Source organism: Arenibacter flavimaris (genome assembly GCF_030291335.1).
Lineage (GTDB): Bacteria > Bacteroidota > Bacteroidia > Flavobacteriales > Flavobacteriaceae > Arenibacter.
In genome coordinates this window covers 229,216-248,389 of record NZ_JASWIM010000004.1, presented here as the reverse complement: position 1 = coordinate 248,389, position 19,174 = coordinate 229,216, and the positions used below count along the sequence as shown (strand labels likewise).

The window sequence follows — 19,174 nt, the reverse complement described above, 5'->3', positions numbered from 1 at the left end:
AAGTTTTTTTTATTATTCCAATTTGTGATAACAGTTCAAAGCATCTCCAATTACGATAAAGCGTACCCTACTGCCATTACTATTGGCACTTTTGATGGGGTACATATTGGTCACCGTAAAATATTGGAACGTCTCATAAATAATGCCAAAGTGCTCGAATTGAAATCTACGGTACTTACTTTTTTTCCCCATCCCAGAATGGTGCTTCAAAAAGATGTCTCTATAAAGCTTTTGAATACCATTGATGAAAAGATCAAAATTTTGGAGCAAATAGGTATCGATTATTTAATTGTACACCCCTTTACCAAAGAATTTTCGCGCTTATCGGCAACACAGTTCGTGAGGGACATTTTGGTGAATGATTTAAAGACGAAAAAAATCATTATTGGCTATGATCATAGGTTTGGCAGAAATAGGAATGCCAATATAAATGACTTGATGGCTTTTGGAAATGCGTTGGACTTTGAGGTGGAAGAAATATCGGCACAAGAAGTGGATGACGTTTCCGTTAGTTCCACCAAAATTAGGAAAGCCTTGGATGAGGGGGATATGAAAACGGCCAATTTGTATTTGGGGTATAAATATATGCTTACTGGGGAGGTTGTGAAAGGAAAGGGTTTGGGACGTACGTTGAACTTCCCTACGGCCAATATTTCCATCCCTGAAGAATACAAACTTATCCCTAAGAATGGAGTTTATGTAGTGAGCAGTGTATTGGATGGCAATACTGTATTTGGAATGATGAATATCGGTTTTAATCCTACCGTGGAGGGCAAGACAAAAAGTATCGAAATTAATTTCTTCGATTTTGATCAGGATCTTTATGGGAAAAAAATTCAGATCGATATTATTGATCGTTTAAGGGATGAAAAAAAGTTCAATTCCCTAGAAGGCTTACAGGCGCAATTAAAAAAAGATAGGGAAACTTCCCTTTCCATAATCTCCAAGTAGATGTTGGATCGGTTTCTTTTTAAGCAAATCGATAATAGTCCGCTCCTAATTTTCAGGATATTTTTTGGTATTTTGGTAAGCCTTGAATGTTATGGGGCCATTGCCACGGGTTGGGTCAAAAAAAACCTGATAGATCCGGAATTTACTTTTAATTTTATTGGTTTCGACTGGTTGCAGCCTTTGCCCGGTATAGGAATGTATTTGTATTTCATTGCCATGGGCACCTTGGGAATTTGTATTGCCCTGGGATATAGGTACCGATTTAGCGCCGCTGCCTTTGCCATACTTTGGACGGCAGTTTACCTTATGCAAAAAACCGCATATAACAATCATTATTACCTGTTGATTTTGATTGCGATGATAATGGCTCTGATGCCTGCTAATAGGAATTATTCGCTGGATGCCAAGAGAAATCCTTCCATAAGGACCAATCATATGTCCTCCTATTTAAGATGGGCAATTATCTTGCAATTGTTTATAGTCTATTCCTATGCCTCCTTGGCCAAGTTGTACGGGGACTGGTTGGATTTTAGTATTATCGAGATTCTTTTCAAGAATAAAAAATCCTACCCTATCATTGGTGGTCTTCTCCAGGAACCTTTGGTTCATAAAGTGGTTGGGATTTCGGGTATCCTGTTCGATTTGTTGATTGTACCTGCCCTCTTGTGGAAACCTACTAGAAAATTGGCTTTTGTGGCTTCCCTGTTCTTTCATTTGTTTAATTCCATTGTTTTTCAGATTGGCATTTTTCCCTATTTGGCCTTGGCTTTTACAGTCTTCTTTTTCGAGCCTGAAGTCATTAGGAAATTGTTTTTTAAGAAAAAGGAGCCCTATAAAGGGGATGCCCTTGTTGTACCACCCCGAAGAGAATGGGTTTTGGGTCTGTTGTCCCTGTATTTTTTGATCCAATTGGCCTTGCCGGTCCGACATTATTTTATAAAGGACGATGTGTTGTGGACAGAGGAGGGGCATAGGCTGAGTTGGAGAATGATGTTACGGAGTAGGACCGGAATTACAACGTTTAAAATAGTAAACCATACCAATGGCAATTCGTATCTGGTAAATTTGGACGATTATTTAACAAGGGGACAGAAAAGTAAAATTAAATCCTATCCGGATTTTATGTGGCAGTTTGCCCAACGCTTAAAACGGGAATATAAGGAAAAAGGGGAGGATATCTCGGTTTTTGTGAATTCCAGGGTCAGTGTAAACGGTAGACCGTACCAAGAATTTATAGATCCCAAAATAGACATTGGCAGTGTGTCCTGGAACTACTTTGGACATAATGATTGGATCTTGCCTTCCCCGTCCAAAAATTAAGGGCACAGGAATGCCGTAAGGCTCCCTAAAACGGTTTGGCCCTGTGGCAAAGTTGCAATGGCATGCCCCAGGGGTCCCGAAGCATTACCAAATGGCTGCCGTCTTCCTTTCTTATTTCCTCTATAAAACTAGCGCCCTTCTCCAATAGCCTAATCTTATCTTTTTCAGCATTTGGGGAAACAAAGGCCAAATGAAAGGTAAGAGGGTGCTTGGTTCCAAAATCTGTAATTTCTTCATCTGGTCTATGGTAAAGTTCCAAAATTACACGTCCGGATGAATCCTCAAAAAAGGTCATGAAAGGAGCTTCGGTTTGTTCAAAAACTACTTTTAATCCCAAATTGGCAACATACCAATCCTTAATGTCCTCAATGTTTTTTACGTTCAGGGCGAGGTGTTCAAAAATCATATTTTTTAGAATTACGTTTTATATCTAGGCTAAATTTATGCCGAAAATCCGAAGATTAGGTTAAATTTGCACGATAAAAATTAAAAAAAATGTTGCAGTTACAGGCTATTCGTGAAGACAAGGAACAAATTGTTGAGGCTTTAAAAAAACGTAATATCGAAGCCCGTCCACTTATTGAAAGCGTACTTCAATTGGATGAAAAGCGACGGTCCCTACAGACACGCCTGGATAATACACTTGCAGAATCCAATAGTATTTCAAAAGAAATCGGCCTTCTATATAAAAGCGGTAAGGCAACGGAAGCCAACGCTTTAAAGGAAAGAACAGGTAGTTTAAAGGAGGAGTCCAAGGAATTGGGCGAGGTTTTGGCGGCAACGGCAACCGAACTTCAAAATTTACTGTACCAAATTCCCAATGTTCCACATAAATCAGTACCTGCTGGTAGCACAGAGGAGGATAATGAAGAGGTGTTCCGGGAAGGGGAAATTCCTGCGCTAACGGAGGGTGCACTTCCGCATTGGGAATTGGCAAAGAAATTTGATATTATAGATTTTGAACTTGGGGTAAAAATAGCTGGTGCCGGATTTCCGGTGTACAAGGGTAAGGGAGCCCGATTGCAAAGGGCCTTGATTTCCTATTTTTTGGATAGAAATTCAGCCGCTGGATATAATGAAATTCAAGTGCCACATTTGGTAAATGAAGCTTCAGGTTATGGTACCGGACAGTTGCCCGATAAAGAAGGGCAAATGTATCACGTAGGGGAGGATGATCTTTACTTGATCCCTACGGCCGAGGTACCGGTAACCAATATTTTTAGGGATGTGATTCTCAATGAGGCCGATTTCCCTATTACGCATACGGCATATACGCCATGTTTCAGGAGGGAAGCAGGGAGTTACGGAGCCCATGTGCGCGGACTGAACCGCTTGCATCAATTTGATAAGGTTGAAATAGTACGGGTGGAGCATCCCGCTAAATCATACGAAGCCTTGGATGATATGGTAGAGCATGTGAAGAATATCCTTAGGGAACTAAAATTGCCTTATAGGATCTTACGCCTCTGTGGTGGGGATTTGGGCTTTACCTCTGCCCTTACCTATGATTTTGAGGTCTTTTCAACGGCCCAGGACCGTTGGTTGGAAATTAGTTCGATTTCCAATTTTGAAACCTTTCAGGCAAATAGATTGAAATTGCGCTATAAGGACGAAAATGGTAAAAGTCAATTGGCACATACCTTAAATGGCAGCTCGTTGGCTTTGCCCAGGGTTTTGGCCGGAATATTGGAAAATTATCAGACCGAGGATGGAATCCAAATTCCCGAGGTCCTTATCCCTTATACCGGGTTTGATAAAATTAGCTAAAACTGGATAGACTAAAACTTGTATTTAAAGCCTAGAAGATAGTTGTCATCACTACTGTTAAAGGTGATTTCCAAATGTTCTTTTTGATATTGGGTGGTGAAAATGTACGAACTGCCAACACCTATTATGGCGCCTGCCAAAACATCCCAACCATCGTGTTTATCGGCCTGTATTTTTGGATAGCCAGTATAACTCTACAGAAACATCAATCCAAATAACTTATAATGGATTGTTGTAGGGAAATTTCGTCTTCTGCAATTAATAGTTTCATCAACTTGGAATATATACAAAGTTACATCTTAAATCTAAGCTGAATTTAAAGTTAGGCCTACTTATAATTCTTTATATTGGCCTTGACTCCCACTTTGGACATTCTGCGTATCTTTGAAAAAAAAAAGAATCGTTGCGACTATCTATCTTCATATTTATATTTTCTTGTTGCCAACTGCTTTTTTCCCAGGAAGACTTTTTGGCGAAACAGTATTTTGAGGATGGTGCTTTTGATAAGGCCCTGGTGTTCTATGAAAAGTTGGTCGCCAAAAATCCGATGCGGACAGATTATGGCGAAGGCCTAGTGGCCTGCTACCAACAATTGGAACAGTATGATAGGGCCGAAGAATTTTTGTTGAAGGTGGTCAATGGGAAAAATATCTATCCTACCATGCTCATTGAGCTGGGATATAATTATACGTTACAGGACCAACCGGAAAAGGCAATTGAATACTACGATAAAGCACTCCAAAAAATAAATGAGAACCCTAATTTTGGCTATGGTCTGGGTTATAGGTTTCAGAAATATGCCTTGTTGGATTATGCCATAAAGGCGTATTCCACAGCCATGGAGCTAAATCCAAAATTGGATTATAATTTTCAAAAAGCCAGGATTTACGGGGAACAGGGGGATATAGAGGAGATGTACGAATCCTATTTAAAATTAATAAGTGAAGGCAAGGCTTCACAGGCAAATGTTCTTAGAAATATTAACGATTTTATTAGCTCGGAAGCCGAGAACCCTAATAACATTAAGTTCAAAAAGGTATTGCTACAGAATGCACAAAGAAGCCCGGATATCCTTTGGAACGAATTGTTGAGTTGGCTTTTTGTTCAACAAAAACAATTTAAGAGTGCCTTTAACCAGGAAAAGGCCATTTACAAAAGGAGCGGGGAAACCTCTTTGCAGCGTTTGCAGGGATTGGGGAAACTTGCCATGGAGGAACAGGACTTGGATACGGCTAAGGAAGTATTTATATATATATCGGAAAATAGTGCCGACGATGTAGTGGCCTTGGATGCCCAACTAAATCTTATTGAAATGGATTTATTGGAAACCGATGAAAAGGTTTTGGAGAAGGTCCAAAAGAAATTTGATGACTTACTAAGTATTCACGGCTACAAAACCGAGACCTTGCAGCTACAGATAGCCTACGCCAAATTTTTAACCTTCAATAAGAATAAACCCGAACCCGCCATTGGGATATTACGCCGAAGTTTGGAGCTGCCCTTGAATAATTATGGCAAATCCTATATTAAAAGTACTTTGGGTGATATTTTAGTATATGATCGGCAGTTTAATCAAGCCCTGATCTATTTTTCGCAGATTCAGAAAGATTTAAAAAATGATGTCCTTGGGCAGGATGCCCGTTTTAAGGTGGCACAAACTAGTTTTTATAAGGGGGATTTCGATTGGGCATTAACGCAATTAAAGATACTAAGAGGATCTACCTCTCAATTGATTGCCAATGACGCCATGCAATTAAGCCTGTTGATATCCGATAATTCATTGGAAGATTCCACCCAAACCGCCCTAAAAAAATATGCCCGTGCCGATTTTTTGGACTATCAAAACAAAAAAAAGGACGCAGTGGATCTTTTGGAGGATATCCTTCAAAATCATAAAGGGGAAAAAATAGAGGATGAGGCACTTTTGAAACAGGCCGAAATATTAATGGAATTAAAGGATTATGAAAAGGCGGAATTTAATTACCTTAAAATAGTGGAATTCTATGCCAGCGATATTTTGGCCGATGATGCCAATTTTGCCCTGGCGGAATTGTATCGGAATGTCCTGAACCAACCGGAAAAGGCCAAGAGGCATTACGAGAAAATTATCTATAACTATCAGGATAGTTACTTTTTTCCACTGGCAAGAAGGAATTTCAGGATGTTACGGGGAGACAGTATCAACTAGTGCCCAACACCTTGGCCTGTCCAAAAATGAATATAAATATTCCCATTCGGGAAAGTAAAGAAACGGCATGTATATTTACAATGTTACCATGAATATTGAAGAATCTATCCAAGAGCAGTGGCTGTCCTGGATGAAGGAGGTGCATATCCCCGAGATGTTAAAATCTGGTAAGTTTACCAAGGCCTTGATGACCAAAGTATTGGTGGAGGAGGAGATGGGAGGAATTACATATTCCATACAATACACCACAGATTCCAAAGAAACCCTTCAAAAATATTATGACCAAGATGCAGAAAGAATGCGCAAAAAAGTGATGGAGCTCTTTGCGGGCAAGTTCGTCGCCTTTAGGACAGAGTTGGCGATTATAAGCGAACATTAATTAAATAACGCAGCGCCATGAGCAAAAAAGGGAAAAAGGCCTTTCAGACCAAGAAGGAAAAGTTCAATAGAACTTGGCAGGAGGAAAGCCCCGTTAAGGCAAAAAAACATTTGGGCCAGCATTTTTTAAAAGATGAATCTGTTGCCCGTCAGATTGGCGGAACATTAAGATTCAACGGCTATCGCAATGTTTTGGAAATAGGGCCTGGTACCGGGGTGCTCACCAAATATTTGTTGGAAAAGGATATCGATTTGGTGGCCATGGACCTGGATGAGGAATCCATTATTTACCTCAAACACAGTTTCCCTTTGGAACACAATACCCTAATGCAGCGCAAAGGCGTATTCAAGGTTTTGGAGGCCGATTTTTTGAAGTACGACCTATGGACACTTTTTGGGGAAGAGCAGTTTGCCATTACCGGGAATTTTCCCTATAATATTTCCACCCAGATTGTTTTTAAGATGTTGGAATTCAAGGACCGGATTCCCGAATTCTCCGGAATGTTCCAAAAAGAAGTGGCCGAAAGGATTTGTGAAAAGGAAGGGAGCAAGGCCTATGGAATTCTATCCGTCTTGGTACAGGCATTTTACGATGCGGAATATTTATTTACGGTTTCGCCCCAGGTTTTTGATCCGCCTCCCAAAGTGCAGTCCGGAGTGTTGCGACTCACCAGAAAGGAAAATTTCCATTTGGACGTGGATGAAAGGCTGTTCAAACAGGTGGTAAAGGCGGCGTTCAACCAGCGCAGAAAGACCATTCGTAACAGTTTAAAAACATTCAATCTTTCAGATGTTCTCAAAGAAGATGCTATATTTGGCCTGCGTCCGGAGCAATTGAGCGTTGAGGACTTCATTTCGTTGACACAGAAGATAGCAAATGATACCATTTAAACTCACTGAGGAATATTTAGCTGAAATAGAACAGCTAATAGACAACCAACAGGACGGGCAATTGTCCGCGCTCTTGGCTGAGGTGCATTATGCGGATGTGGCAGAGATCATCAACGAATTGGATGAGGACCACGCTACCTATCTAATTAAACTTCTGGACAGCGAAAAAACATCGGAAACCCTTACCGAGCTTGATGTAGATGTTAGGGAGGCCATCCTTGCCAATCTTTCCGCCAAGGAAATTGCCGAAGAATTGGACGAGCTGGATACCGATGATGCCGCTGATATTATAGGGGAACTACCCAAAAATATGGTCCAAGAGGTTATCTCCGAATTGGAAGATAGAGAGCATGCCAAGCATATTGTGGACCTGTTGCGATATGATGAAAATTCTGCGGGCGGACTTATGGCCAAAGAGCTGGTAAAGGTCAATGAAAATTGGAACGTACTCACCTGCGTAAAGGAAATGAGGGCACAGGCGGAAAATGTTACCAGGGTGCATTCCATTTATGTGGTGGATGATGAAGGTAAACTGAAGGGGCGACTTTCCCTAAAGGATTTGTTGACCACCTCCACCAAGACCCATATCAGTGAAGTATATATCCCAAAGGTAGACGCTGTAAACGTAAACGAAAAGCCAGAGGAAGTGGCCAAGATTATGTCCAAATACGATTTGGAAGCCATTCCGGTGGTCGATGAAATTGGCAGGCTGGTAGGCCGTATTACCATAGACGATATTGTGGATGTTATTAGGGAAGAGGCGGAAAAGGATTATCAATTGGCGGCCGGTATTTCCCAGGATGTAGAGGCAGATGACAGTATTTGGGACCTGACCCGTGCAAGATTGCCCTGGTTGTTTCTGGGCCTTTTGGGAGGCGTAGGGGCTGCGGCCATCATGGGAGGTTTCGAGACCCTTATGAGCGATTATGGGGTGCTGTTCTTTTTTACCCCGCTAATAGCGGCAATGGCCGGCAATGTTGGGGTGCAATCCAGTGCTATAATGGTACAGGGATTGGCCAATGACGATCTTAAGGGGAGTATTAGTGGGCGACTTATAAAGGAAATGTTGTTGGCCTTGCTAAATGGGACCGTTTTGGCGTCCATACTATTATTTTTTACCTGGCTTTGGAAAGGCAGTTTTCTTACCTCCCTGGCCATTTCCATCTCCTTGATCACCGTAACCGTGGTGGCAGGAATCATAGGAACCTTTATACCGCTGTTTCTGCACAAAAGGGGCATAGATCCCGCCATAGCTACGGGACCGTTTATTACCACAAGCAACGATATATTCGGAATTTTGATCTATTTTTCCATCGCCAAGGTTATTTTGGGTATTTAGGGCACTCCGCCTTCTTCGGCGGCGGCGGGCTTTCCGCGCTACACGGTAGCTAGCTGCAATCCCTAGTGCACATACATCCCTAAATTTGTGTTTGCACCTCAAAATAGTCCGGTTTCTTGTTTCCAATAGCAGCGCGGTCGTGTATCTTTGCCATTTAATATTTAGTTTATGAAAGTTCTCCATTTAGATGTAAATCACCCACTGATCATTGAGCAGTTTAATGCCCTGGGGTTTCAAAATGACGAAGATTATACCTCCACTAAGGAGGAAATAGAAAAGAAAATTGCCAATTATGATGGTATTATCATCAGAAGTAGGTTTACTATTGATGCTGCATTTTTGGATAAGGCCGTCAACCTAAAGTTTATAGGGCGCTTGGGAGCCGGTTTGGAAAACATAGATACCGATTATGCCAAGCGACTGGGAATTTTTTTGGCTGCTGCCCCAGAGGGGAATCGGAATGCTGTTGGGGAACACGCCTTGGGAATGTTATTGTCTCTCTTCAATAAATTGAACAAGGCCGACCAGGAGGTAAGAAACGGAAAATGGGACCGGGAAGGTAACCGTGGAATAGAATTGGATGGTAGAACCGTGGGTATTGTTGGTTATGGCAATATGGGCAAGGCCTTCGCCAAAAAGCTAAGGGGCTTTGATGTAGAAGTTATTTGTTACGATATTGTTGGGGGTGTAGGCGATGAAAACGCTAGGCAAGTAGGGATAATGGAATTAAAGCAAAAGGCAGAGGTACTTAGTCTTCATGTGCCGCAGACAGACCTTACCAAAAATATGATCAATGCCGATTTTCTAAAAGATTTCAAGAATCCGTTATGGCTGATCAATACCGCAAGGGGGAAATGTGTGGTAACAGAAGATCTTGTGGCCGCAATGAAAGAGGGCAAGGTGCTCGGAGCTGGTTTGGATGTCCTTGAATATGAAAAAAAATCCTTTGAAGATATGTTTAGCGGGTCAGAATTGCCAGAGGCCTTTACCTATTTGATCAATGCCAATAACGTACTTCTTACTCCCCACGTAGCAGGATGGACCGTGGAGAGTAAAATAAAATTGGCACAGACGGTGGTAGACAAGATCGAAGAAAAATTCTGCTAAACACGGCCTGTAACCTCGGATTTTGATCTTTTAAAGTATAGGGTCATTTTGCTATTGTATTGGGCATTCGCCCTTCAAAGTTGAGATAATTAAAATAGAAGATCATGAAAAATAGAGTTACAGGACTTGGTGGGTTTTTCTTTAAGACCAAAGATCCCAATGCCATTAAACAATGGTACAATAAACATCTCGGACTTAATACCGATCAATATGGCTGTACTTTTTGGTGGAAGGACAAGGAAGGACAGGACTGCTCAACCCAATGGAGCCCCATGAAAGAGGATAGCAATTACTTTAAACCTAGCAATTCCCCTTTTATGATGAACTTCCGGGTAGAAAATTTGGAGGAACTGTTGGAAGTTCTAAAGGAAGAAGGGGTAACCGTTATTGGGGAAATTGAGAAATACAATTACGGTAAATTCGGCTGGATTTTGGACCCGGATGGCAACAAGTTGGAATTGTGGGAACCCAATGATAAAGCGTTTCTTTGATTAGAAAATAATTGTTACATTTAGAACCATTATTAATCAACTAAAATACAACCATGTCAGAAGAGAATAAAGATTTGGGCGATAAGGCCGAAGATGCTGCAAAAGGGGCCAAGGAATCCGCAAAAGAGTTTGCCAATGACGCCAAGGAATCGGCTAAGGAATTTGCTGATGAAACCAAAGAGGCCGCCAAGGATTTTGGAGAGGAAGCCAAAAAAACTGCGAATGAATTCAAAGAAGGATTGGCAAATGCAGGAGGGGATAACAAGAAGATTCTAGCTGGGGTCCTTGCCATTGTTTTTGGTCAATTGGGAGTACATAAGTTTATACTGGGTTATCAAAAAGAGGGTATCATCATGTTGGTGGCTACAGTAGTTGGCTACGCTACCATGTGCCTCTTTATCGGGACTTTTATTGTAATGGCTACCGCAATTATAGGCCTTATAGAAGGTATTATTTATTTGACCAAATCGGATGAGGAATTTTACAATACCTATCAGGTAGGAAAGAAACCTTGGTTCTAAAAAAACTATAAAGTCGGGTTCTTTTGATCCGACTTTATTTTTATCAATATTTATCGTAATATTACGATAAATAGAAACGGTAATCCAAGGGTCTGTATACCACTGAGGTTTGTTCTAAAAAGTATATTCATGGAGATACGGAAAATGAAAAATAGCGATTGGCCATCGGTTGCCGAAATATACCGGCAGGGAATGGATACTGGTTTTGCTACCTTCGAGAAAGTGGTCCCTTCCTTTGAGGTTTGGGATGCAGCTCATCTACAGATAGGAAGATTGGTGGCGGCAAAAGGAGAAACTATACTGGGTTGGGCTGCCCTTTCCCCGGTATCGAGCAGATGTGTTTATGGTGGGGTAGCAGAAGTGAGTGTTTATATTGGGCAGGGCAGTAGAGGCCAGGGAGTGGGAAAATTGCTTATGCAGCAGTTGATTGTGGAAAGTGAAAAAGCGGGTTTATGGACTTTGCAATCGGGAATATTTCCCGAAAATAAGGGGAGCGTGGAATTACATCGTAAAATGGGATTCCGATTTATTGGCAAAAGGGAGCGTGTGGGCAAGCGGGACAATGTCTGGAAGGATAATCTTCTTTTTGAAAGGAGAAGTACCATTATAGGTGTGGATTAATCCGCTAGGAGTGCTTTAAGGACTGCCTCGGGAGAAAATCCTAAGCAGGGTTTCCATCATCCTGTTGCCCCTCGGCCAACTTCCGTTCCAATTCTGCCTGAAATTCTTCCATTACCGGCTTCACTGTACTTTCTGGTAAGTCGGCTATTTTAATGTACATTAAGCCGTCCACTGAGTTGTTGAATAAGGGATCCACATTAAAGGCCACCACTTTGGCATTTTGCTTTATGTATTTTTTGATCAATACGGGTAGTCTTAAACTACCTGGTTCCACTTCCTCAATTAGTTTGTCAAATTTATTGAGATCGGCCTCGGTTTCATCAAATATAAAATCCTTGTCGGCATCGTTTAGTTTCACCTTAAACTCCTTTTTTGGCCTGATGTATTGGGCCACATAGGGATCCCAATAATTACTTTTCATAAATTCTATCATTAAGGATTTTGAAAAGTTGGAAAACTGATTGCTTATGCTAACCCCTCCGATTAAAAATTTGTGGTCCGGGAATCTTAGGGTAGTATGTACAATGCCTTTCCACAAGAGGAATAGTGGCATAGGCTTTTGTTGGTATTCCTTGATGATGTAGGCCCTACCCATTTCAATGGATTTGGACATCATACCGTACAGTTCTGGTTCAAATCTAAACAGGTCCTGTAAGTAAAACCCGTCTATTCCGTATTCTTCAAATATTTCCGAACCCATGCCCATCCGGTAGGCCCCAACGATTACTTTGTCCTCGTCGTCCCACAGGAAGAGGTGTCGGTAATAATTATCAAACTTATCCAGATCAATGGCATTATTGGTGCCCTCGCCTATGGCCCTAAAAGTAACTTCGCGCTGTCTGCCTATTTCCTTTAGAATAAAGGGCATATCTGCAGCCTTGGCCAAAAAGACCTCATAATTTTTGCTCTGCAACAGCCTACAGTCTTTTTCCCTTAGACGTTCTATTTCTTCCTGTATGACCTCTGTGCGTACCGCTGTGGCTATTTTTCGCGGGGCTTTCGGTATTTTTAAACTTGTTGGAATCTGGTCCAATAACCTTTCTTTCTCATAGGCATTGGACAACATATAGGTCTTTCGTCTTAAAAGATCCGCAAATTCTGCTAAATTTTCCTGTTCGTTCTGTGTTTGTACGGAAATGGGTTGCCCAATGCGCACCTTGATAATCCTGTTTTTTTGCGTGGTTACCTCAGAAGGTAGTTTGGCCGTGCGGAATACATCGCTTATCTTGGAGAGACGATAAAACAACCGACTGTTTTTAGCGTGAAAATAGATGGGAACTACGGGTACCTCTGCCCGTCGTATTAATTTTAAGGCGGCCTCTTCCCAAGGCCTGTCCACAATTAATTTCCCATCCCTGTAGGTTGAAACTTCCCCCGCTGGAAAAATTCCCAAGGGGTGGCCGTCCTGCAAATGCTTCATGGCATTTTTAAACCCGGAAATACTGCTCTTGGCATCCTTATGGGTCTCAAAAGGATTTACGGGTAGTATATAGGGGGACATTGGTTCTATCCTGTTCAGTAGGAAGTTGGCGATTATCTTAAAATCGGACCTATGTTTTAAAAGTAATTTTAAAAGGAGTACCCCATCTATCCCACCAAGTGGATGATTGGAAATGGTAATATAGCAACCCTGTTTGGGCAAGCGTTTAAAATCCTCCTCTGGAATTTCAAATTTTATTTCATAATGTTCCAAAATGGCATCCAGAAAGTCCGTCCCGTTCAAATGCTTATGTTGGTCGTAAAATTGGTTAATGCTGGAAATTTTGGTTACTTTCATGAGTACCCATCCAATAAACGTTCCCAGAAAGCCGTATTTATCCAGGTTGATAGCCTTGGCTACTTCCTTTGCGGTTACTAAACCCATACCTTAGTGTAATTTGGTAGACGCTAAGATAGGAAAATCACTACAGCTATCCTTATATATACTTTCCAACAAATTATTTCATTGCCTATTGAACCACCAATTGTACGGTTTCCTTCCCGCGTTGTTCAAGCAGGATTTCCTTGCCTTTTTGTAGACTTGTTATGGCTTCCGTATCAAAATGTCTAATGGTATATAGGGAAACACCCTCTTGATGCACTACTTTGAACCTACTTTTCAATAGGTTTAAAAGCTCTTCCAATTTGTCAAATTTATTATCGACGCATACAGAAAAACTAATGGCGGAATTTTGGATCAGATCTACTTTCATCTGATGATCGTGCAATAATTTAAAGAGTTCACTGATGCTGTCTTCCACAATAAATGAAAAATCCAGGGAGGACAGTTTCATGAGAACAAGGTTCTTCTTTACAATAAAACAGGGGACCTTAGGTTCAATTCCTATACCTTTTCCAACGGTGGTACCTTTGTCCTTGGGATTGATAAAGGACTTAACGTGTAAGGGTATTTCCTTTCTTTGCAGAGGTTGCAAAGTTTTTGGGTGAATAACGGAAGCCCCGTAAAAGGCCAATTCAATAGCTTCTCTATATGAGATTTTGTTCAACAATTCCGTTTTTTCAAAATATCTGGGATCCGCGTTCAAAACCCCGGGAACATCCTTCCATATAGTAACCTCCTCGGCATTTAGACAATAGGCCAAAATGGCAGCGGTGTAATCCGAACCCTCGCGGCCCAAAGTTGTGGTAAAGTTGTTGTCGTCACTGCCCAAAAAGCCTTGGGTAATATTAAGCTTGCGCTTGTCCACTTTTTCAGTAACGTTTTTTTGCGTCTTCTCCCAATTTACAATGGCATCACGATAATCATCGTTGGTCTTGATCAGGGAGCGGACGTCCAACCATTGGTTGGGGATTCCAATTTCATTTAAATAGGCACTGAGAATGGTCGTGGAAACCAATTCGCCATAACCCACAACTTGGTCATAAACAAATCCGTATTTAGGCGATTTGTTCCAGACCAAAAACCCTTGTACTTCATCAAAAAGAGTTTTTACCCGTGCAAAAACAGGGTGCTTGTCATTGGAAAACAAGTCATTAAGAATATGGTCGTGGTATTGGATCACTTCATGAACTACAGAGGGTAATAAGGATTTATCCTTGAAATACGCATTTACAATATCTTCCATGGCATTGGTCGTTTTTCCCATGGCCGATACTACCAATAGGGTGTTATTGTGACCAACTTCCTCTAAAACCTTAACAACGTTCTTTACACCGCTTGCATCTTTTACAGATGCACCCCCAAATTTAAAAACCCTCATAACTTATTTAAAAATGTTTTAATTCCTTTTTCGTCCAAATGCACAACATTCCAATCCCTCAAAACATTGGCACCTCTACTTTCATAAAATAAAATAGCCGGTTCGTTCCAGTCCAACACCTCCCAGCTAATGCGTTTAACCCCCAGGCGGTATCCGTGTTCAACTACTTTTTCCAACAGGGCGGCACCAAGACCGCTGCCTCTCATGGATTCAGTTACGATCAAATCTTCAAGGTGTATAATAGGACCTTTCCAAGTGGAATACCTGTTGTACAGTAGTGCCATCCCAACCACCTTGTCATTTGCCTCAGCTACATAACAATGAAATAATTTGTCGGAGCCAAATCCATCCCTCTTTAAATCCTCTTCCGTCACCTCTACGGCGTTGTCCTCCTTTTCGAAAACGGCCAACTCCTTTATCAGTTTATGTACTTGGGCCATATCCTTGGCCTCGGCATCTCGAATATTATATTCCATAATTGTTACAAATAAAACACAAAGTTATAAATTTAAAAAATCAATATTTTACGAAAACGTTGTAGTTTCACAAATTAACCGATATTTGTGCTCAAATAAACAAAGCTTTCGCGATGTATAGAAAAAATACGACCCTAGGTGAATTCATAATTGAAAACCAATCGTCATTCCAATATTCCTCCGGAGAACTTTCGAAACTTATCAACGCCATTAGATTGGCGGCAAAAGTAGTAAACCACGAGGTTAATAAGGCGGGTTTGGTAGATATTATTGGAGCGGCCGGGGATACCAATATCCAAGGTGAGGACCAACAAAAATTGGATGTTTTGGCCAACGAAAAGTTCATTCAGACCTTAATAAATAGGGAAATAGTCTGCGGGATCGCCTCGGAGGAAGAAGATGATTTTATCAGTATAAACAGTAGTGATAACCAGCATCAAAATAAATACGTTGTGTTGATAGACCCCTTGGATGGATCTTCCAATATAGATGTAAATGTTTCGGTGGGTACCATATTCTCCATCTATAGAAGGGTTACCCCTATTGGTACCCCAGTGGGTATGGAGGACTTTTTACAACCTGGCAGGGCTCAAATAGCGGCCGGTTATATTGTTTACGGTACTTCAACCATGTTGGTATATACTACAGGTGATGGGGTAAACGGATTTACCCTAAATCCGGCCCTGGGGACCTTTTATCTTTCGCATCCCAATATGGAGTTTCCTGAAACGGGCAAAATATACTCGGTAAACGAAGGTAATTATGTACACTTTCCCCAAGGTGTAAAGGATTATATTAAATATTGTCAGAAGGAGGAAGGGGATCGGCCCTATACCTCAAGATATATAGGTTCTTTGGTGTCGGATTTTCATAGAAATATGATCAAGGGCGGTATTTATCTATATCCCAAGAGTAGTGTTGCGGCAGAAGGCAAATTGAGACTGTTGTACGAGTGCAACCCTATGGCATTTATAGCGGAACAAGCCAATGGGAAAGCGAGCAATGGGTATGGGCCTATCCTGGATATAAAACCCACGGAATTGCACCAAAGGGTGCCCTTCTTTTGTGGTAGCAGAAAAATGGTGGAAAAGGCCGAGGAGTTTATGCAGGCCACAAAATAAGAAAAGGAGCCCCAAGCTCCTTTTCTAAATCATAACTACACGGAATACTAGTGTTTTAAAAGGTACAGATAGTCCTCAAAATCTATTCTTCCGGAAAAAATATCTATAGATCTTTTAATGATCAGATTGGCACTTTCAGACCTGTACCCCAAACCTATGGCATATTTGGTAATAAGGGCTCTTTCCTCTTCATCAATTACATTGTCAACAAAAATAATTCTGAACAAATCGAATAATCTTTCCAAACGCTCTTCGGAACTGGCAGGTGGATTTATGGGATACTTATTATCCGATTTCATAACCTCCTTATACTCGTCCTCCGTAATATCAAGCTTATTGGCAAAACGGTCCAATAATTCCTTTTCCTGAGAGTTTATTTCGCCGTCAATGGCGGCCAAAGTAGCAATGGAGGCAAAATGCGCCAAATTTCTTCTGTGCGTTCCACTACTATATAAATCTACATAAGACATATTCATGATTTTTATTTGGGGCAAAGATAAATTTTTAGAAAAGTTTATTTATAAATTTCTTAAATTATTTCACAGGGGGTTTCTTCCCTAAGGTTATGGTCATGGGGCCAAGGGAATAATGGATTGTTTAATGGGGGAACAGTGATTGTATTGTCCCAGTATTATAAGCCGAATAAAAAAGAGGAGTTTTTTATTTATTGTGATATCTTTGGCTAAAGCAACCACTAATTGAACTAATTCAGCTTTAGAGCGCCCCTAATATGTCCCTTAAGATTCCCAAGAAAGAAATAATTTACCCTTTTTCTGTTTTTGTGCTATTGATGATTGTGGTAGTTGCGCTTTGGAAGAGCTCTTTGGATTCCAACAGGGAGCTGCTCAAGAAAGAAATTGAGACCAATGGACATATCCAGTCCCAAGGATTTTTGTCCTCTGGCCAAAAAAGTATTATTGTCCTTGAGAATCTTATGGAGAGGCTTGAAATGACCAATGGAGATTATTTTGAGTATTGGGAAGAGGATGCCAGACTTATTCTAAAGGAAGACCAATCTTTTAAATTCGTAGAATGGATCGATAGCTCCTTGGTTATCAGGAGGATTGTTCCGTATAAGGGGAACGAGGCCGTGGTTGGCATGAATTTATTCAACCACCCGCGTCGTGAAGAATGGTTGCGCCATGTGAGGGATTCCACAACTAACTTAACCTCTTGGATACCTTTAATACAGGGAGGGCATTCCATATTGATCGATGTTCCTGTTTTTTTTGGGGGTAAATTCCAGGGAACCATAACCGCTGGTATGGATTTTACGGATACTTTTGATACGTTGTCCGCTGGAATGGACAATTATGCCATTGAAATAAAGGACGATAAGGGAACCACTTTTTATAAACTCAATGACCCTACGCCAAGCGATTTTGGCGATGATTTGGTCTATGTTAGGTCATATGAGGTTGACGAGGATGATAAACAGGTGTGGACCTTTTATTTAATGCCCCGTAATAAAAACGTTTTGGCCGAAAGGAATAAGTCTTCTTCCAGCATTTTAATTTTTGGGGTCCTAATATCCCTACTTATGAGTTTGTTGACCTATTTTTATCAATCTTCTAGAAATGAAAACAAACGTTTTAGGGATTTAAATATTAAGCTTCGGGTAGCCAATAGAAGTTTGAGGGAAGAGCGAACCAAGGCGGAAAAAGCCTCCAAGGCAAAAACCGAGTTTGTATCCAATATGAGCCATGAAATTAGAACCCCTTTAAATGCAATTATGGGCTTTATCGAGGTCCTTAAGGAGTCCAAATTGGATAGTTCCCTACAGGAATATCTTTCTTTGATGGACGTCTCTTCCAAAAAATTACTTTTATTGGTGAATGATATTCTGGAAATAGATAAAATAGAATCTGGCCAAATAAGTTTTAAAAAGGATATCTTTTCCCCATCGGACGAGTTACGGAATATTATAAGTATTTATAGACCTAGTATTGAGACCAAGGGGCTTTACGTAAATTTGTATGTGGTCTCGGATTCCAAAACCCATGTTATTGCGGACATAGGAAAATTTGGCCAGATACTCACCAATCTTTTGAGGAATGCCCTAAAGTTCACGGACGCCGGAGGAATAGATATTACGTACGACGAAGACATAATCCAAAGTGACCTAAATATTAGTATCGCCATTAAGGATACGGGAATCGGAATACCAAAAAGTAAACTTAAAACCATTTTTGATAGGTTTACACAAATAGATTCGGGTATTACCAAAAGGCATGAAGGTAGTGGGCTGGGATTGTATATAACCTATTTGTTGATAGAATTGTTGGAAGGTCATATTGAGGTGGAAAGTTCAGAAAATATTGGCACGGAATTTAAGATTTCAATAAAGTTTCCTATTACAGAGATGAAACCGGATGTTAAAGCTCCCATTTCCAATGGGATAGATTTGACCGGGTTTAAGGTTTTGATCGTGGACGACAATAAGGTAAATGTAGTGGTACTCAAAAAGACCTTGGATGCATTTGGCATAAAGACCTATTGGGTAGGGAACGGAAAAGAAGCGGTAAAGGCAGTGGCCGAAAACCAATACGACCTGGTCTTTATGGATATCCATATGCCGGAAATGGACGGATATGAGGCTACCGTGGAAATTAGAAAAACCCAGAAAGACTTGATTATTATTGGCTTCTCGGCAGATGTGACCAAGGAAACTATTCAAGGTGCCAAAGAGGTTGGAATGAACGATTATTTTACCAAACCGATTACCTTTGATAAACTTAGACAGAATTTATCCAAGTATCTTGTTCGTACATAGGCTGATTGGACCCCAATATCTGCGGCAAGG

Annotated in this window: 18 protein-coding genes; 13 read left to right on the top strand and 5 right to left on the bottom strand. The window is 40.9% G+C overall.

Translation table 11 applies throughout. The features are described from left to right. Positions 1 to 24 precede the first annotated feature (24 nt). Both QSE00_RS05780 and QSE00_RS05775 read left to right on the top strand, forming a co-directional pair. On the top strand, positions 25 to 951 hold the full coding sequence (locus tag QSE00_RS05780) for a bifunctional riboflavin kinase/FAD synthetase (protein WP_286105251.1): 927 nt from the start codon (positions 25 to 27) through the stop codon (positions 949 to 951). Then, positions 952 to 2,271, top strand: a complete 1,320-nt coding sequence (locus QSE00_RS05775; RefSeq protein WP_286105250.1) for an HTTM domain-containing protein — start codon at positions 952 to 954, stop codon at positions 2,269 to 2,271. A 25-nt stretch (positions 2,272 to 2,296) separates the two neighbouring features. On the opposite strand, the gene QSE00_RS05770 is transcribed toward QSE00_RS05775, so the two are convergent. After that, positions 2,297 to 2,677, bottom strand: a complete 381-nt coding sequence (locus QSE00_RS05770) for a VOC family protein (protein ID WP_110355103.1) — start codon at positions 2,675 to 2,677, stop codon at positions 2,297 to 2,299. Between the two features lie 89 nt (positions 2,678 to 2,766). Here QSE00_RS05770 and serS point away from each other — a divergent pair, with 89 nt between their 5' ends. From serS to QSE00_RS05725, 9 genes are all read left to right on the top strand, one after another. After that, positions 2,767 to 4,038, top strand: coding sequence for a serine--tRNA ligase (gene serS, locus QSE00_RS05765; RefSeq protein ID WP_286105249.1), 1,272 nt, complete (start codon positions 2,767 to 2,769; stop codon positions 4,036 to 4,038). 403 nt (positions 4,039 to 4,441) lie between these two features. Beyond that, entirely contained in the window at positions 4,442 to 6,226 is a 1,785-nt protein-coding gene (locus QSE00_RS05760; RefSeq protein ID WP_286105248.1) for a tetratricopeptide repeat protein, read from the top strand. A 67-nt stretch (positions 6,227 to 6,293) separates the two neighbouring features. After that, positions 6,294 to 6,605: a DUF4286 family protein gene (locus QSE00_RS05755; protein ID WP_286105247.1), complete on the top strand. Its 312-nt coding sequence runs from the start codon at positions 6,294 to 6,296 to the stop codon at positions 6,603 to 6,605. Positions 6,606 to 6,622: 17 nt separating this feature from the next. Next, positions 6,623 to 7,495, top strand: a complete 873-nt coding sequence (rsmA, locus tag QSE00_RS05750) for a 16S rRNA (adenine(1518)-N(6)/adenine(1519)-N(6))-dimethyltransferase RsmA (RefSeq protein ID WP_110355111.1) — start codon at positions 6,623 to 6,625, stop codon at positions 7,493 to 7,495. Beyond that, positions 7,482 to 8,834 carry a magnesium transporter gene (gene mgtE, locus QSE00_RS05745; RefSeq protein WP_110355112.1) on the top strand — a complete coding sequence of 451 codons (1,353 nt, stop codon included), beginning with the start codon at positions 7,482 to 7,484 and terminating at the stop codon, positions 8,832 to 8,834. Before rsmA ends, mgtE begins: the two co-directional genes overlap by 14 nt. Positions 8,835 to 9,002: 168 nt before the next feature. Further along, on the top strand, positions 9,003 to 9,941 hold the full coding sequence (locus tag QSE00_RS05740) for a 2-hydroxyacid dehydrogenase (protein WP_286105246.1): 939 nt from the start codon (positions 9,003 to 9,005) through the stop codon (positions 9,939 to 9,941). A gap of 104 nt (positions 9,942 to 10,045) precedes the next feature. Beyond that, positions 10,046 to 10,432 (top strand): VOC family protein, encoded by a 387-nt coding sequence (locus QSE00_RS05735; protein ID WP_110355114.1) that lies wholly within the window; start codon positions 10,046 to 10,048, stop codon positions 10,430 to 10,432. 53 nt (positions 10,433 to 10,485) lie between these two features. Beyond that, positions 10,486 to 10,953, top strand: a complete 468-nt coding sequence (locus QSE00_RS05730) for an NINE protein (RefSeq protein WP_286105245.1) — start codon at positions 10,486 to 10,488, stop codon at positions 10,951 to 10,953. A 129-nt stretch (positions 10,954 to 11,082) separates the two neighbouring features. Further along, entirely contained in the window at positions 11,083 to 11,574 is a 492-nt protein-coding gene (locus QSE00_RS05725; RefSeq protein ID WP_286105244.1) for a GNAT family N-acetyltransferase, read from the top strand. A 40-nt stretch (positions 11,575 to 11,614) separates the two neighbouring features. On the opposite strand, the gene QSE00_RS05720 is transcribed toward QSE00_RS05725, so the two are convergent. From QSE00_RS05720 to QSE00_RS05710, 3 genes are all read right to left on the bottom strand, one after another. Beyond that, positions 11,615 to 13,438 carry a GNAT family N-acyltransferase gene (locus QSE00_RS05720; RefSeq protein WP_110355117.1) on the bottom strand — a complete coding sequence of 608 codons (1,824 nt, stop codon included), beginning with the start codon at positions 13,436 to 13,438 and terminating at the stop codon, positions 11,615 to 11,617. Between the two features lie 85 nt (positions 13,439 to 13,523). After that, positions 13,524 to 14,774, bottom strand: a complete 1,251-nt coding sequence (locus QSE00_RS05715) for an aspartate kinase (RefSeq protein WP_286105242.1) — start codon at positions 14,772 to 14,774, stop codon at positions 13,524 to 13,526. Then, positions 14,771 to 15,250 (bottom strand): GNAT family N-acetyltransferase, encoded by a 480-nt coding sequence (locus QSE00_RS05710; RefSeq protein ID WP_286105241.1) that lies wholly within the window; start codon positions 15,248 to 15,250, stop codon positions 14,771 to 14,773. The genes QSE00_RS05715 and QSE00_RS05710 overlap by 4 nt, the downstream gene beginning before the upstream one ends. Before the next feature lie 113 nt (positions 15,251 to 15,363). On the opposite strand from QSE00_RS05710, the gene fbp reads away from it, so the two are divergent. Beyond that, on the top strand, positions 15,364 to 16,371 hold the full coding sequence (gene fbp / locus QSE00_RS05705) for a class 1 fructose-bisphosphatase (RefSeq protein WP_286105240.1): 1,008 nt from the start codon (positions 15,364 to 15,366) through the stop codon (positions 16,369 to 16,371). Between the two features lie 47 nt (positions 16,372 to 16,418). On the opposite strand, the gene QSE00_RS05700 is transcribed toward fbp, so the two are convergent. Beyond that, a complete protein-coding gene (locus QSE00_RS05700; protein WP_110355158.1) occupies positions 16,419 to 16,841 on the bottom strand; it encodes a tellurite resistance TerB family protein in 423 nt (140 codons plus the stop codon). 260 nt (positions 16,842 to 17,101) lie between these two features. Here QSE00_RS05700 and QSE00_RS05695 point away from each other — a divergent pair, with 260 nt between their 5' ends. Next, positions 17,102 to 19,144, top strand: coding sequence for a response regulator (locus QSE00_RS05695; RefSeq protein WP_110355122.1), 2,043 nt, complete (start codon positions 17,102 to 17,104; stop codon positions 19,142 to 19,144). Positions 19,145 to 19,174: the final 30 nt, after the last annotated feature.

What these genes read in the sequence shown, in the direction of transcription:
- mgtE (WP_110355112.1), top strand. Translation starts at nt 7,482, where the DNA reads ATGATACCATTTAAACTCACTGAGGAATATTTAGCTGAAATAGAACAG.
- QSE00_RS05735 (WP_110355114.1), top strand. Translation starts at nt 10,046, where the DNA reads ATGAAAAATAGAGTTACAGGACTTGGTGGGTTTTTCTTTAAGACCAAA.
- QSE00_RS05715 (WP_286105242.1), bottom strand. Translation starts at nt 14,774, where the DNA reads ATGAGGGTTTTTAAATTTGGGGGTGCATCTGTAAAAGATGCAAGCGGT.
- QSE00_RS05720 (WP_110355117.1), bottom strand. Translation starts at nt 13,438, where the DNA reads ATGGGTTTAGTAACCGCAAAGGAAGTAGCCAAGGCTATCAACCTGGAT.
- QSE00_RS05740 (WP_286105246.1), top strand. Translation starts at nt 9,003, where the DNA reads ATGAAAGTTCTCCATTTAGATGTAAATCACCCACTGATCATTGAGCAG.
- QSE00_RS05730 (WP_286105245.1), top strand. Translation starts at nt 10,486, where the DNA reads ATGTCAGAAGAGAATAAAGATTTGGGCGATAAGGCCGAAGATGCTGCA.
- serS (WP_286105249.1), top strand. Translation starts at nt 2,767, where the DNA reads ATGTTGCAGTTACAGGCTATTCGTGAAGACAAGGAACAAATTGTTGAG.
- QSE00_RS05710 (WP_286105241.1), bottom strand. Translation starts at nt 15,250, where the DNA reads ATGGAATATAATATTCGAGATGCCGAGGCCAAGGATATGGCCCAAGTA.
- QSE00_RS05755 (WP_286105247.1), top strand. Translation starts at nt 6,294, where the DNA reads ATGTATATTTACAATGTTACCATGAATATTGAAGAATCTATCCAAGAG.
- QSE00_RS05725 (WP_286105244.1), top strand. Translation starts at nt 11,083, where the DNA reads ATGGAGATACGGAAAATGAAAAATAGCGATTGGCCATCGGTTGCCGAA.
- QSE00_RS05770 (WP_110355103.1), bottom strand. Translation starts at nt 2,677, where the DNA reads ATGATTTTTGAACACCTCGCCCTGAACGTAAAAAACATTGAGGACATT.
- QSE00_RS05695 (WP_110355122.1), top strand. Translation starts at nt 17,102, where the DNA reads ATGTCCCTTAAGATTCCCAAGAAAGAAATAATTTACCCTTTTTCTGTT.
- fbp (WP_286105240.1), top strand. Translation starts at nt 15,364, where the DNA reads ATGTATAGAAAAAATACGACCCTAGGTGAATTCATAATTGAAAACCAA.
- QSE00_RS05700 (WP_110355158.1), bottom strand. Translation starts at nt 16,841, where the DNA reads ATGTCTTATGTAGATTTATATAGTAGTGGAACGCACAGAAGAAATTTG.
- rsmA (WP_110355111.1), top strand. Translation starts at nt 6,623, where the DNA reads ATGAGCAAAAAAGGGAAAAAGGCCTTTCAGACCAAGAAGGAAAAGTTC.
- QSE00_RS05775 (WP_286105250.1), top strand. Translation starts at nt 952, where the DNA reads ATGTTGGATCGGTTTCTTTTTAAGCAAATCGATAATAGTCCGCTCCTA.